This is a genomic window from Neobacillus drentensis (genome assembly GCF_021560175.1).
GTDB lineage: Bacteria > Bacillota > Bacilli > Bacillales > Cytobacillaceae > Neobacillus > Neobacillus drentensis_A.
Window position 1 is genome coordinate 816,952 of record NZ_CP091110.1, and the last position, 12,762, is coordinate 829,713.

13 protein-coding genes and 1 riboswitch are annotated in these 12,762 nt (G+C 38.5%); of the genes, 10 read left to right on the forward strand and 3 right to left on the reverse strand.

Translation table 11 applies throughout. The features are described 5' to 3' along the window. The first annotated feature begins 70 nt into the window (after positions 1-70). The 5 genes from L1999_RS03895 (at position 71) to L1999_RS03915 (ending at position 3,363) form a co-directional block, all read left to right on the forward strand. Complete coding sequence (locus L1999_RS03895; RefSeq protein WP_235742352.1) at positions 71-292, forward strand: hypothetical protein; 222 nt, start codon at positions 71-73, stop codon at positions 290-292. 163 nt (positions 293-455) lie between these two features. After that, a complete protein-coding gene (locus L1999_RS03900) occupies positions 456-1,163 on the forward strand; it encodes an MBL fold metallo-hydrolase (RefSeq protein ID WP_235742354.1) in 708 nt (235 codons plus the stop codon). 15 nt (positions 1,164-1,178) lie between these two features. Next, positions 1,179-1,751: a TetR/AcrR family transcriptional regulator gene (locus tag L1999_RS03905; protein WP_235742356.1), complete on the forward strand. Its 573-nt coding sequence runs from the start codon at positions 1,179-1,181 to the stop codon at positions 1,749-1,751. An 80-nt stretch (positions 1,752-1,831) separates the two neighbouring features. Next, entirely contained in the window at positions 1,832-2,440 is a 609-nt protein-coding gene (locus tag L1999_RS03910; RefSeq protein WP_235742358.1) for an exonuclease domain-containing protein, read from the forward strand. A 125-nt stretch (positions 2,441-2,565) separates the two neighbouring features. Continuing rightward, positions 2,566-3,363: an endonuclease/exonuclease/phosphatase family protein gene (locus L1999_RS03915; RefSeq protein WP_235742360.1), complete on the forward strand. Its 798-nt coding sequence runs from the start codon at positions 2,566-2,568 to the stop codon at positions 3,361-3,363. Positions 3,364-3,521: 158 nt separating this feature from the next. Here the strand turns inward: L1999_RS03915 and L1999_RS03920 are convergent, their stop codons facing one another. The 3 genes from L1999_RS03920 to L1999_RS03930 all read right to left on the reverse strand — a co-directional run bounded on the left by L1999_RS03920 (position 3,522) and on the right by L1999_RS03930 (position 5,385). Beyond that, positions 3,522-3,944, reverse strand: a complete 423-nt coding sequence (locus L1999_RS03920) for a VOC family protein (RefSeq protein WP_235744241.1) — start codon at positions 3,942-3,944, stop codon at positions 3,522-3,524. Positions 3,945-4,120: 176 nt separating this feature from the next. Next, positions 4,121-4,633 carry a DinB family protein gene (locus L1999_RS03925; protein ID WP_235742361.1) on the reverse strand — a complete coding sequence of 171 codons (513 nt, stop codon included), beginning with the start codon at positions 4,631-4,633 and terminating at the stop codon, positions 4,121-4,123. A gap of 212 nt (positions 4,634-4,845) precedes the next feature. After that, positions 4,846-5,385 (reverse strand): QueT transporter family protein, encoded by a 540-nt coding sequence (locus L1999_RS03930; RefSeq protein WP_235742363.1) that lies wholly within the window; start codon positions 5,383-5,385, stop codon positions 4,846-4,848. Positions 5,386-5,391: 6 nt separating this feature from the next. Continuing rightward, positions 5,392-5,436, reverse strand: a riboswitch (PreQ1 riboswitch). Positions 5,437-5,587: 151 nt separating this feature from the next. Between L1999_RS03930 and L1999_RS03935 the strand changes: the two genes are divergently transcribed. The 5 genes from L1999_RS03935 (at position 5,588) to L1999_RS03955 (ending at position 12,717) form a co-directional block, all read left to right on the forward strand. After that, the gene (locus tag L1999_RS03935) at positions 5,588-6,082 is read left to right on the forward strand and encodes a hypothetical protein (RefSeq protein WP_235742365.1); all 495 of its coding nucleotides are present in this window, start codon (positions 5,588-5,590) and stop codon (positions 6,080-6,082) included. Positions 6,083-6,260: 178 nt separating this feature from the next. Then, positions 6,261-7,094 carry a BglG family transcription antiterminator LicT gene (licT, locus tag L1999_RS03940; protein WP_235742367.1) on the forward strand — a complete coding sequence of 278 codons (834 nt, stop codon included), beginning with the start codon at positions 6,261-6,263 and terminating at the stop codon, positions 7,092-7,094. A gap of 367 nt (positions 7,095-7,461) precedes the next feature. Next, positions 7,462-9,330 (forward strand): beta-glucoside-specific PTS transporter subunit IIABC, encoded by a 1,869-nt coding sequence (locus L1999_RS03945; RefSeq protein ID WP_235742369.1) that lies wholly within the window; start codon positions 7,462-7,464, stop codon positions 9,328-9,330. A 91-nt stretch (positions 9,331-9,421) separates the two neighbouring features. Further along, entirely contained in the window at positions 9,422-10,858 is a 1,437-nt protein-coding gene (locus L1999_RS03950) for a glycoside hydrolase family 1 protein (RefSeq protein ID WP_275677670.1), read from the forward strand. Between the two features lie 446 nt (positions 10,859-11,304). Then, a complete protein-coding gene (locus L1999_RS03955) occupies positions 11,305-12,717 on the forward strand; it encodes a glycoside hydrolase family 1 protein (RefSeq protein ID WP_235742373.1) in 1,413 nt (470 codons plus the stop codon). The last annotated feature ends 45 nt before the right edge of the window (positions 12,718-12,762 follow it).

The window sequence follows — 12,762 nt, forward strand, 5'->3', positions numbered from 1 at the left end:
TGTCGAAAATAGAATATTGCTAGTGTATAGGGATAAGCATAAAGGACAGAAAACTTGGAGGGATTGCTCAATGGTAAAAGCAGCAGTTGCAGGTGTAATTGGTTTTATACTAATTTTTATCGAATCAATGATCGTAATGAAATTAAAAGGCTATGAAACAATTGAATATGGAGGCATTGCTCCTTTTATTAATGTCTGGGCAATGAATTTCTTTTTTGTTTATGCTATTCTTACACAGGTTACAAATTGGTATGAAAACACTCACGAACTTAATGAGGACAATAGCTTCTAAGAAGCCTACACCATGTCTGGTGAAATAAGATAAGCAGATCTTCTCAATCTGAGAAAGGCTGCTTATCTTTTTTTATTTGAAAAAATTGGAGTTAGCACTTGATTTAACTAATGACATTAGTTAAAATAAAACTAATGATATTAGTTTTAAGGGGATGAGCTAAATGAGGCTATTAAAAAAAGGATATGTTTATCAAGTAACATTTATGGCACGTGTTTTTCCGGTTAACTGCTATTTGGTGGAGGAAGAGGATGGGTTAACGTTAATCGATGCTGCCCTGGGATTTTGTGCAAAGGGAATATTGCAGGCTGCTGAACAAATCGGAAAACCGATTACTAAGATTGTACTAACACACGCTCACGAAGACCATGTGGGTGCGCTTGATGCAATCAAATTGGCGAATCCAGAAGTACCCGTTTATATCTCATCCCGTGACTACAGACTAATGAATAATGATCGTTCACTTGATCTGCATGAAGATCAAACCCCGATAAAAGGGGGAGTTCCGAAAGACCTAAAAACCCGGGCTACTATTTTACTTAAAGAAGGCGATTTAGTTGGCTCATTAACAGCGATTGAAACACCTGGTCATACACCTGGATCGATGTCATTTCTCGATTTGCGGACAAAAGCCTTAATTGCTGGCGATGCCTTTCAAACAAGAGGCGGCATCGCGGTTGCCGGAGATATAAAACCATGGTTTCCATTCCCTGCTTTTGGAACTTGGAGTAAGAAAACGGCTTTAGCAAGCGCCAAAAAATTGCTTAGTTATCAACCAAAGCTACTGGCGGTTGGCCACGGGGAAATGGTGGAGAATCCTATTGCTGTGATGGAAAAAGCAGTGGAAGAATTTCAGCGGAAAATCGGATAAAGGAGAAGAAGCATCATGTCACCAAGACCGAAAGTCGGACTTGAATTGTCCGCCATACTAGATACAGCGGGGGAAATTGCCGACCACCAAGGAATGTCTGAGGTTACACTCGCAAACCTTGCGAAGAAATTGGGAATTCGCCCCCCATCATTGTATAACCATTTTGATGGATTGCCCGGATTACGAAAAAAACTTGCTATTCATGGTATCGACCGATTATATGAGGTAATGGCAGATGCGGCAAAAGGGGCAGTGGGAACGGAAGCGGTTCTTGCCATGAGTATGGCTTATGTGAATTTTGCCAGAAAACATCCAGGTTTGTATGATGCAACTTTACTTGCGCCAAACCCGGAAGACGAGGAGGTACAACAGGCCGGAGGGAAAATTGTTGACCTTTCGGTCCGTGTCCTGCAAAGCTATCATTTGCGGGGAGACCAAGCCCTACATACTGTTAGAGGATTACGCAGTATTTTGCATGGTTTCGCTGCATTAGAGCAAAAGGGTGGTTTTAAAATGAAGTTGGATTTGGATGATAGTCTGAAAATCATTATTCAAGCATTTCTTAAGGGAATGGTGAGCAGCAGTTAGTTTTGTCCAAACAATGGTAATGTTTTAATCATCAGAGCTTTGATATAATGGAAATAACTTTACTTTAAGGAATGATCAGTATGCAAAGATCGGAACAGTTTGGGTTAATATTGGATGTTGAAACAACCGGCTTGGGACCAACAAAAGACGAAGTGATTGAACTTGCTCTTAAGTTATTTACCTACCGGAAGGAAACGGGAGAAATCATCGAAATAATCGAGGAAGATTCTTTTTTACGTGAGCCCCTTTCAAGGACAGCCCGGAACAATTATGATACTGCCTTTCGTGTCCATGGAATTCCTTATGAGTTAGTAAAAGGGAAAAGCTTCTATGATGTGAAAATTAAAACTTATTTTCATCGTGCTGATACGGTGTTTGCCCATAACGCTTCTTTTGACCGCAGCTTTTTGTACCACATGTATCCTGAAGTCAATGAACTAAAGTGGTATTGTACAATGAGAAATATCCCTTGGAAAAACTATGGATTTCCAAATGGAAAACTCCTGACTTTATTACAGGCTCATGATATCACAGATTATCAAACACATAGAGCGCTCGATGACATTACATATTTATTGGATCTGCTCAAGAAAACAAGTCCGAAGGGTAACCTTTATCTCCAAGAAGTCCTTGAAAAAGGACCAATGAGAAAATACCAGCCAACCGCAGCCCGCACCAAACTTGGCTGAAAATTGGTGCCTGTCACCGTTAATGATATTATCACTATACCAATGTTGAAGACTCATTAATTTATAACATGAAGCTTGTATGTTAAAATATTCACTATGTTAAAATACATCGGGGTATGGTGATTATGAAACTCTTAACATTAAACTGCCATTCGTGGCATGAGGAACATCAGCTTGATAAAATCGCACATTTAGTAGATACGATAATTGAAAATTCTTATGATGTTATTGCCTTGCAGGAGGTAAGCCAGTCAAAAAGTGAAGAGTATGTGGACGGGAAAGTAAAGAAGAATAATTACGTCTACGTTTTGTTACAAGAACTTAAAAAGCGTGGCAATGACGAATATTCGATGGTGTGGGATTTGACTCACTATATCAAAAATGGTACCTATGAAGAAGGAGTAGCGATTCTAACCAAACATCCAATCATTCGGCACCACTCCTTTTATGTATCGCAAAGTGAGGATTATGCGGTAAACTGGAAAACCAGAAGAATTATAGCAGCTACGATAAAGTACAAGGACAAACCCTATACTTTTTATTCTTGCCATATGGGCTGGTGGCATGATGAAGCTGAACCTTTTAAGGCACAGGCTGACAAGATGTTCAAGAAGTTGAATTGGGATGAGGATTTCTTTCTACTAGGGGATTTCAACAACGATGCTTCTCTTCAGGGAGAGGGGTATGACTATTTGTTGAATCGTGGTCTTTATGACACATACACTCTTGCTGAAGAAAAAGATGAAGGAATTACCGTTAAGGGGAAAATCGCTGGATGGAGCAATAATAAACAAGACCTGCGAATTGATTTAATCTTAACCAATCAACCTGTACAAGTAGATTTTTCAAGAGTAATCTTTAACAATCACAATAAAATGGTGGTTTCTGACCACTATGGTGTGGAGGCAAAGGTTAACTTATAAACGTAATGAATCGTCACTTGATTTATGAGTGAGCAATGGATAAAAACAAAAAAACGGCTTTGCTGCATAGAGAGCATGCAAAGCCGTTTTTTTGTTGTTTTTCCGTTATGTATAGTAACCTCATGCTGGATATCCCGTTTAGGGATGTGATTAAAGGATTATCTGCCCTCAGTGAAAACTTGAAAAGTAACTCCAAACTTATCCGTAACAGTGCCGTAGGCGGGGCTAAAGAAGGTCTCTTGCAAAGGCATGCCTACTTGACCGCCATCCTTTAATGCATCAAAGAATTTGTGCGCCTGATCAGCATCATTAGTTGTAATACAAATGGTTACTTGATTTCCGCTCTGATGTGGCTGGCCAGGGAAAGTATCGGAAAACATTAGGTCTGTTTCACCAATTTTAATTGTTGCATGACTGACACGGTCCTTTGCCTCAGCTGGCAATGGAAATTCAGGATTCTCTGGCATTTCACCGAACGATTGGCTGAATATAACCTGAGCATCTAAGGCCTTTTGGTAAAATTCAATTGCTTCTTTTGCATTACCATTCATTACTAAATAGGGAATCAAACGTAATGTCATCATAAATCAGCTCCTTGATTAATTGGTAAACTTCACTTTCCATCTGGAACAGGAATCAACATTGGTATGAACAAGGATAAGTGAAACAACACAACTCCTATTCTTACCAATAATCTAATTATAAAACAAAGAACGAATGTTCGCAATAGTGATAATGGTGCCTGACACCAATAGTACTATAAGTATCGTTCATTTATTATTTTTAGGTGGTGGAGTGCGTGGCCTGCGATGATGTAGGCGAGGGCACGTGTTGTGATATTGGAATTGTTGGCAACTCCAGTTCTCTCCCAAGCTTCTTCTGCCATATTGTTGACGAGTGTAATGGTAGCTTTACGTACGGCTGTGAAGTCTTCGATGATTTGTTTAACAGACAACGTATCAAAGTTAGCTGCAGCTATGTAATCGTTCTCGTTGAAACCAGCAAGTGGTGTTTGATCGCCACGGCCCACTCGCAGCAGACGATAGCTCATAATCCGTTCTGTGTCAGCCATATGACCAAGAACTTCTTTGATACTCCACTTCCCTGGAGCATATCGAGATTGTCCGGCTTCCTCAGATAAACCTTCAGCTAAGGAAATTGTTTTCTCCAAATTCTCTTTCAATGCTTCCAATAAGTCCCCATCTGGAACCAAATTTACATAGGGCAGGTAATACTCTGGAAATTCACTTACACTTGGACGTTGAATCATCGTAATTTTCCCCCTCATGTCTAAAATGAAAAATTATTTTTTAATGCCTTTGTCCCCCTAATTGTACAGCCGGCTTGCACATTTTATTATAATTTTTCAAAAATTAAACCGCCATCTATCTGCCTAATTTAGTGAAAATTACTTCACCATATAATAATCTTTTCTCATCAAAAAGAGCTGCTGCAATATGCAGCAACTCTCCGTTTTTAAAATTAAACCATTTTCTCAAAATGGACACGTTTATTTAAAATATACATTACCGGCATTCCTACGGCCATAACAACCAATTCACCAATAGCGGTGGTAAGCCATGTGAATAGAAATGGCAGATTAAAAGCTAAATGCAGTTCAAGCGCAATCAAAAACATCGTGACCGTGAAAACAAGGGTGTTGACGATCATTCTAGTCCAAATTCCTTTAATAAACCGTGAGCAAAGAATAGTAATGACTAAAGCAATCACCGATTGTCCTACTCCAAAAATTAAATCGTAAGCCTTCATTGGCGAAAAAAATAAATTCGTCAAAAATACCCCTAAAACAATCCCGTAAATGTACTTTTTATTAAAAACGACTAAGTGATTAAACATCTCCGATACACGGAACTGTACTTGAGTAAACCCGAACGGCTGAATCAACGCCGAAACTGCAATGTACAAAGCCGCAATTATTCCATTCACGACGATTCCGTGCGCGTTTCTGTGCACTTTGCCTGATGGGGTATTGGTACTTACCGGCTGCGCAAATTTCTCCATATTCATTTCTCCTTAGTTTTTTTACGTGGGAGGTTCTCGAACCACGTTAAATTAGAATACTTGCAAACTAATATATTATTATAAAAAAAAACATGAGTCAATGACATTATTTTGAAATAACGGGTGTAGTACTTTTTTCCAAAATAGTAAATAATACCACAGCTTACTGCGCATATTAAAAATAAAAAAGGAATGGCTATAGATGAAGCATAATAAAATGTTCTTACTCGTGTTAATGTTAGTACCATGGCTGTCGGTGCCAATGCTCGGAAAAAGAAACTTTAAACGATTTTTACCAGCAGCCTTTTTTATGATGGTCTGGATAGCTGTAGAAAGCATAATGGCCAAAAAAAGAGTCTGGTGGAAGTTTTATGAAAAACTAATTCCCAATACAATGGGAGAATTGCCGTTCCTTTTAGGACCGTTTATGATTGGTTCGATTTGGATTTTAAAATTTACATTTGGAAACTTTTTTCGCTATGTAATCGTGAACTTAGTCACGGACTTTTTGTTTGTCTATCCCGGCATGTTTATATTAAAGAGAATGGGTATAATCTCTCTCGTTCGAATGAAGCATTATCAAATGGGAATTTTGTTTATGGCCAAATCCGTCCTTATGTACGGATTTCAATACATTTTTGAAAAATCACGTAAGAAACCCAAATCATTAATCCAACGACTCCTTCCTAAAAAGTAACAAGGGCTGATTTTCCTATTTATCGTTCTTTTAATTATTGCTTGTCTTCGTAATTGATGTTAAGATTTTATTAATTTAATTTTAATATTATAGGATTGTTACTGTTAAATCAGGCAAAACCTAAGACTAATGCCATTATCGTTAGTTTTAGGTTTTTATTTTTTTAGAGGTGATTGACTTGAAAATTGCGAGAGTAATTAATAATAATGTCATCAGTGTGATCGATGCCCATAAGAATGAACTTGTTGTTATGGGCAGAGGGATTGCGTTCCAAAAAAGACCCGGTGACCTTGTGGACGAATCAAAGATCGAGAAAACGTTTAAGTTAGATAATAAGGATGTCACGGAAAAGTTTAAAACACTATTGTATGATGTTCCGATGGAATACATGGATGTTTCTGAACGGATTATCTCCTACGCGAAAGAGAGACTGGGCAAAAAATTAAATGACAGTATCTATGTTTCGTTAACGGATCATATCACCTTTGCGATTGAAAGAAGTCAAAAAGGATTAATTATTTCGAATCCATTACTTTGGGAAATCAAACGAATTTATGCTGACGAATATTCGATTGGTTTAAAGGCTATAGCAAAGATTCAAGAAATGCTAGGAATTACTCTTCCGCAGGATGAAGCGGGCTTTATTGCGATGCATATTGTCAATGCAGAGTTAAATGAAGAAATGCCGAATGTCGTGAATATGACAAAATTAATTCAGGATATTCTAAATATTGTTAAGTACCATTTCAAGATAGAGCTTGATGAGGAATCATTGAACTATTTCCGATTTCTTACCCATCTCAAATTTTTTGCACAGCGATTATATACTGATTCTCCGTACAACAACGAAGATGATTTTCTCTATGAGATGGTCAAAGAGAAGCAAAAAGAAGCCTTTGCCTGCGTCCTGAAAATTCGCGATTTTATTGAAAAAACGCATAACCATCAGCTGACAAAAGAGGAAATGGCTTACCTAACTATTCATATTGAACGTGTAGTAAATAGATCCTAAAAAGTTTTTTTTAGGAGAAAGCGTTGACAAGGAATGAAAGCGTGTGCTACGATTAATTCACAAATTAATATTAATTTATTAGGATTGTTACTGATCAAGCAGGCAAAACCTAAATTGTATGATTATCACTTTTATGGTGTATAGCGTGCAATTTAGGTTTTTTTTATTCCCTAAGTCGAAGTGCTGTTGCAGGAACTGGCCAGAACTTACAACTGGCTTCGGCAGGATAAATTTAATTTAATACTTTTAACACAGGATTGTTACTGGTAATGCAGGCAAAACCTGAGAAACATGAGTGGGACCATAGGGTCATTTCCATCTCTTGTTACTCAGGTTATTTTTTTACAAAAAATCTGGAGGAATCATCATGGACTACAAAAAAACAGCTATAAGTATTGTAGAGCTTGTCGGCGGCGAAGGAAATGTACAAAATGTTATTCACTGTATGACAAGATTACGTTTCAATTTACAAGATAATAGTAAGGTTGACCGTAAGAGGTTAGAAAAGGTTCCTGGAATCATGGGTACTAATATAAGCGGCGACCAGTTTCAAATTATTATCGGAAACGATGTTCCAAAAGTATATAACGCTATTTTAGAAAACAGCGCGATAAAAATAGATAGCAAGGGTCAGAAGTCCTCTGCAAAAGGAAAAAATCCGATCAATGCCATCTTTGATGTAATCTCTGGGGCATTCACACCACTTCTTCCTGCGATTGCCGGTGCCGGTATGATTAAAGGAATCTTAGCCATTGCCCTAGCTTTTGGGTGGATGACAAACACTAGTCAAGCATATACCATTTTAAATGCTATTGGTGACGGTGCTTTTTACTTCTTGCCAATTATTTTAGCAGTAAGTGCTGCAAAAAAGTTTGGCAGTAACGTTTATGTAGCAGCAACAATTGCAGCCGCACTTTTACATCCAACCATTACAGCATTATTAGGTGCAGGTAAACCGATTCATTTCCTAGGACTCCCTGTAACCGCAGTCACCTATTCTTCAACTGTTATTCCAATTTTACTAGCGATTTGGATTGCATCATATGTTGAAAGATGGGTTGACCGAGTTATTCCAAGTATGTTTAAGCTTATTTTAGTTCCTACTATCACTTTACTTATCATTGTACCAGTTACATTAATCGCAGTTGGTCCATTAGGTGCCATTCTTGGAAACTGGCTTTCTTTAGCAATTGGGGCATTATTTAAATATGGATGGATCTTTGCAGGTTTAATCTTAGGTGGTACATTCTCATTAATTATTATGACGGGTATGCATTATGCATTTACTCCAATCGTAATGAACAATCTTGCAACAAAAGGATATGACTTTATCTTACCCTCGATGTTTGCTGCAAACATGGGTCAAGCAGGAGCAACATTTGCTGTATCTTTACGTTCAAAAAATAAAACATTTAAATCACTAGCGATGACAACTAGTTTAACAGCACTAATGGGTATTACAGAACCAGCTATGTATGGTGTTAACATGCGCCTTAAGAAACCATTTATTGGCGGATTAATTGGTGGTGCTGTTGGCGGCGCTTACTATAGTGCAGTAGGTGTTAAATATTTCATCCTTGGTGGTAACGTTGGTTTACCAGGTATTGCTTCCTTTATTGGATCTACATTTGTATTAGCCATTATTGGATTACCGATAGCATTCGCAGCAGGTGCAATTGCTACATTTATTATGGGATTCAAGGATATTGAAAGTGAAGAAGAGCAAGATGCAACAACCGTTGAAGAATCTAACACAGTAGACACTAAAACTGAATTAGTTGTAGCAGCGGAAAAAGTATTCAGCCCTTTAAAGGGAGAAGTAAAAGCATTAAGCGAAGTAAATGACCCAACGTTCTCGACTGGAATTATGGGTAAAGGTTTAGCGATCCAGCCGCAGGAAGGAAAAGTAGTTTCTCCTGTTACTGGTAGAGTAACAACTATTTTTAAAACAAAGCATGCCATCGGTATTACAAGTGATAATGGAGCAGAAATCTTAATCCATGTTGGTTTAGAAACAGTAAGACTAGAAGGAAAACATTTCACAGCACATGTGAAAGATGGCGACTTTGTTGAAGTAGGCCAAATACTCGTAACATTTGATATGGATGCTATTAAAGCAGAAGGATATGACTTAATAACACCGGTCATTATTACAAATCCTGATCGCTATCAAACGATTGAACCTGTAAAAAAAGGAAACATTAATGCTCGTGAGGCATTCCTAGCATTGCAGTAAGTTTAGGATAGGGGAATTCCAATTTCCCCTGCTTCCTTCCTATATTATTCAACAATTTATAACTAATAAAAAAATTATGAGGTGACTAATGATGATGAATCGTAAATTTCCAGAAGGCTTTTTATGGGGCGGAGCAACCGCAGCCAACCAATTAGAAGGAGCCTATCAAGAAGGCGGTAAAGGCTTAAATCTTGCTGATGTCCTTCCTGGAGGAAAAGTTCGGTTAGAACTTCTTATGAAACCTGGTTTTAATTATGAAATAGAGCAAGATAAGTACCACTATCCAAACCACGAAGGAATTGATTTTTACCATCGCTATAAAGAAGATATTGCTCTTTTTGCGGAAATGGGTTTTAAGGTATTTCGTATGTCGATTGCTTGGTCACGTATTTTTCCAAGAGGAGACGAAGAAACTCCGAATGAAGAAGGTTTAGCTTTTTACGACCGGGTATTTGATGAGTTACACAAACATGGTATTGAACCAGTAGTGACGATCTCTCACTATGAAACACCTCTACACCTGATTAAAGAATACGGTGCTTGGAAAAACAGAAAGCTCATTGGTTTCTTTGAGCGCTATGTAAGAACTATTTTTAACCGATATAAAAATAAAGTAAAGTATTGGATGACATTTAACGAGATTAATGGAGCAACACATTTCCCACTTTTTGGCTTAGGTTTCTCGGCTTCAAGTGAGGAAGCGCGGTTACAAGAAAGTTTCCAAGGACTGCACCATCAATTTGTGGCTAGTGCTCTAGCAGTGAAAATTGGACACGAAATCATTCCTGGCTCCCAAATTGGTTGTATGCTTGTTTATGCACCAGTTTATGCTTTCGATAGCAACCCTGAAAATGTCATGTATGCTCTCAGTGAGGAACAAATTTTCAATTACTATTGTGGAGATGTTCAAGTTCGTGGTGAATATCCTGCCTTCGCCAAACGTTATTTTAAGGAGAATGGGATTAAATTAGACATTCAAGATGGCGACTTGGAGATGATTAAAGAAGGTACGGTTGATTATATTGGATTTAGTTATTACATGTCCCGCACTGAAAGAAAAGAAAAAACGAACGAAGAAAGTGCATCAGGTAACATTATCGGCGGTGTGAAAAATCCATTCCTTAAAGCAAGTGATTGGGGCTGGGAGATTGACCCAGAAGGTCTGCGAATCTCATTAAACAAACTCTATGACCGTTATCAAGTACCTTTATTTATTGTAGAAAATGGTTTAGGAGCAAAGGATGAAGTAGAAGCAGATGGTTCAATTAATGACGACTATCGGATTGATTACTTAAGAGATCATATTAAAGCGATGGGTGAAGCGATCGAGGATGGTGTTAACCTAATGGGATATACTCCTTGGGGCTGTATCGACCTAGTGAGTGCATCTACTGGTGAAATGTCCAAACGTTATGGATTTATTTATGTTGATCGGCACGACGACGGCAGCGGAACATTAGAACGCAGCAAGAAAAAATCCTTCTTCTGGTATAAAGATGTGATTGCCACTAATGGCGAACAACTTTAATCCTAAGTATGCCGGCAAGCCTTAGTTGCTTCCGGCTTTTCTTATTTTGAAGTTGAATTGAGCTTTTTAAATGAATGTTGTGAGATTAAAATCTCCCATAACCTCTGAAGGACATGTCGCGAATGGATTTCGACAGATAAGAGAGGTTCATAACCCTTGAAGGACATGTCGCGAATGGATTTCGACAGATAAGAGAGGTTCATAACCCCTGAAGGACATGTCGCGAATGGATTTCGACGGATAAGAGAGGTTCATAACCCCTGAAGGACATGTCGCGAATGGATTTCGACGGATAAGAGAGGTTCATAACCCCTGAAGGACATGACACAACTGGATTTCAACAGATAAGAAGGGTTCATAACCCCCCTAAGAAATTAAACAAGTAAGTTTCGGCAGAAAACAGGGTTCAATAAGCCTTAGATAACATAAATTGGAGGAGAATAAAAATGAAACATACTAAACTTAAACCATTCCCAGCGGACTTTTTCTGGGGAGGCTCCACATCTGCTTACCAAATCGAAGGAGCTTGGAATGAAGACGGAAAAGGCCCTTCAGTCATCGATATGGCTAAATATCCTGAAGGCACTACCGATTTTAAAGTAGCCAGCGACCACTACCATCATTATAAGGAAGATATTGCTCTCCTAGCAGAAATGGGCTTTAAGGCATACCGCTTCTCGATTGCTTGGACACGAATCTATCCAAATGGTTCAGGTGAACTAAATCAAAAGGGAATCGAATTTTATAATAACTTAATTAATGAAATCATCTCTCACGGAATCGAACCAATTGTTACGATGTATCACTTTGACCTGCCATACGCTCTTCAGCAAAAAGGCGGCTGGTCCAACCGGGAAACGATTGATGCATTTGAGGTATACTCTCAAACCCTATTTGAAAACTTCGGTGACCGCGTGAACTATTGGTTAACGATCAACGAACAAAACATGATGATTCTCCACGGAGACGCAATTGGAACAGTAGACCCTAACTTAGAAAATCCTAAAAAGGAACTATATCAGCAGAACCATCACATGCTTGTGGCACAGGCAAAAGCAATGAATTTGTGTCATCAAATGCTGCCAAAAGCAAAGATCGGTCCAGCACCGAACATTGTGTCCATCTATCCAGCGAGCTCGAAGCCAGAGGATATTATGGCGGCTCAAAATTATTCAGCAATTCGTAACTGGCTTTACTTAGATATGGCTGTTTTTGGCCGTTATAATACAACAGCATGGAATTACTTTGAAGAAAAAGGCTATGTTCCTACCATTTTAGATGGAGATATGGAAGTTTTAGCAAGTGCGAACCCTGACTTTATTGCCTTTAACTACTATACTTCTCAAACGGTTGCGGCCAGTGAAGAGGATGGTTCCGATGCAGGTCATACAGGAGACCAGCATATTACCGTCGGTGAGGCTGGTGTCTATAAAGGAGCAACCAATCCAAACTTGAAAAAGAATGAGTTTGGCTGGGAGATTGACCCGGTTGGCTTTAGAAACACATTAAGAGAAATCTATGACCGCTATAACCTTCCGCTAATCATAACAGAAAATGGTTTAGGAGCATTCGATCAGCTAGAAGAGGGTGATGTGGTTAATGACCCTTATCGTATTGACTTCTTACAAAAACATATCGAGCAAATGCAGCTAGCAATTACTGACGGTGTTGAGGTATTTGGCTTCTGCCCATGGTCAGCGATTGATTTAATTAGTACCCATCAAGGCTGCAGCAAGCGTTATGGCTTTATCTTTGTGAACCGTGATGAGTTTGATTTAAAAGATTTACGCCGGATTCGCAAGCAGAGTTTTTACTGGTACAAAGAGCTTATTGCTAAAAACGGGGAAAAATTAAATTAATTGAAGAAGAGCTTGTCCTGAAATAGGACAAGCCCTTTTTTTAAG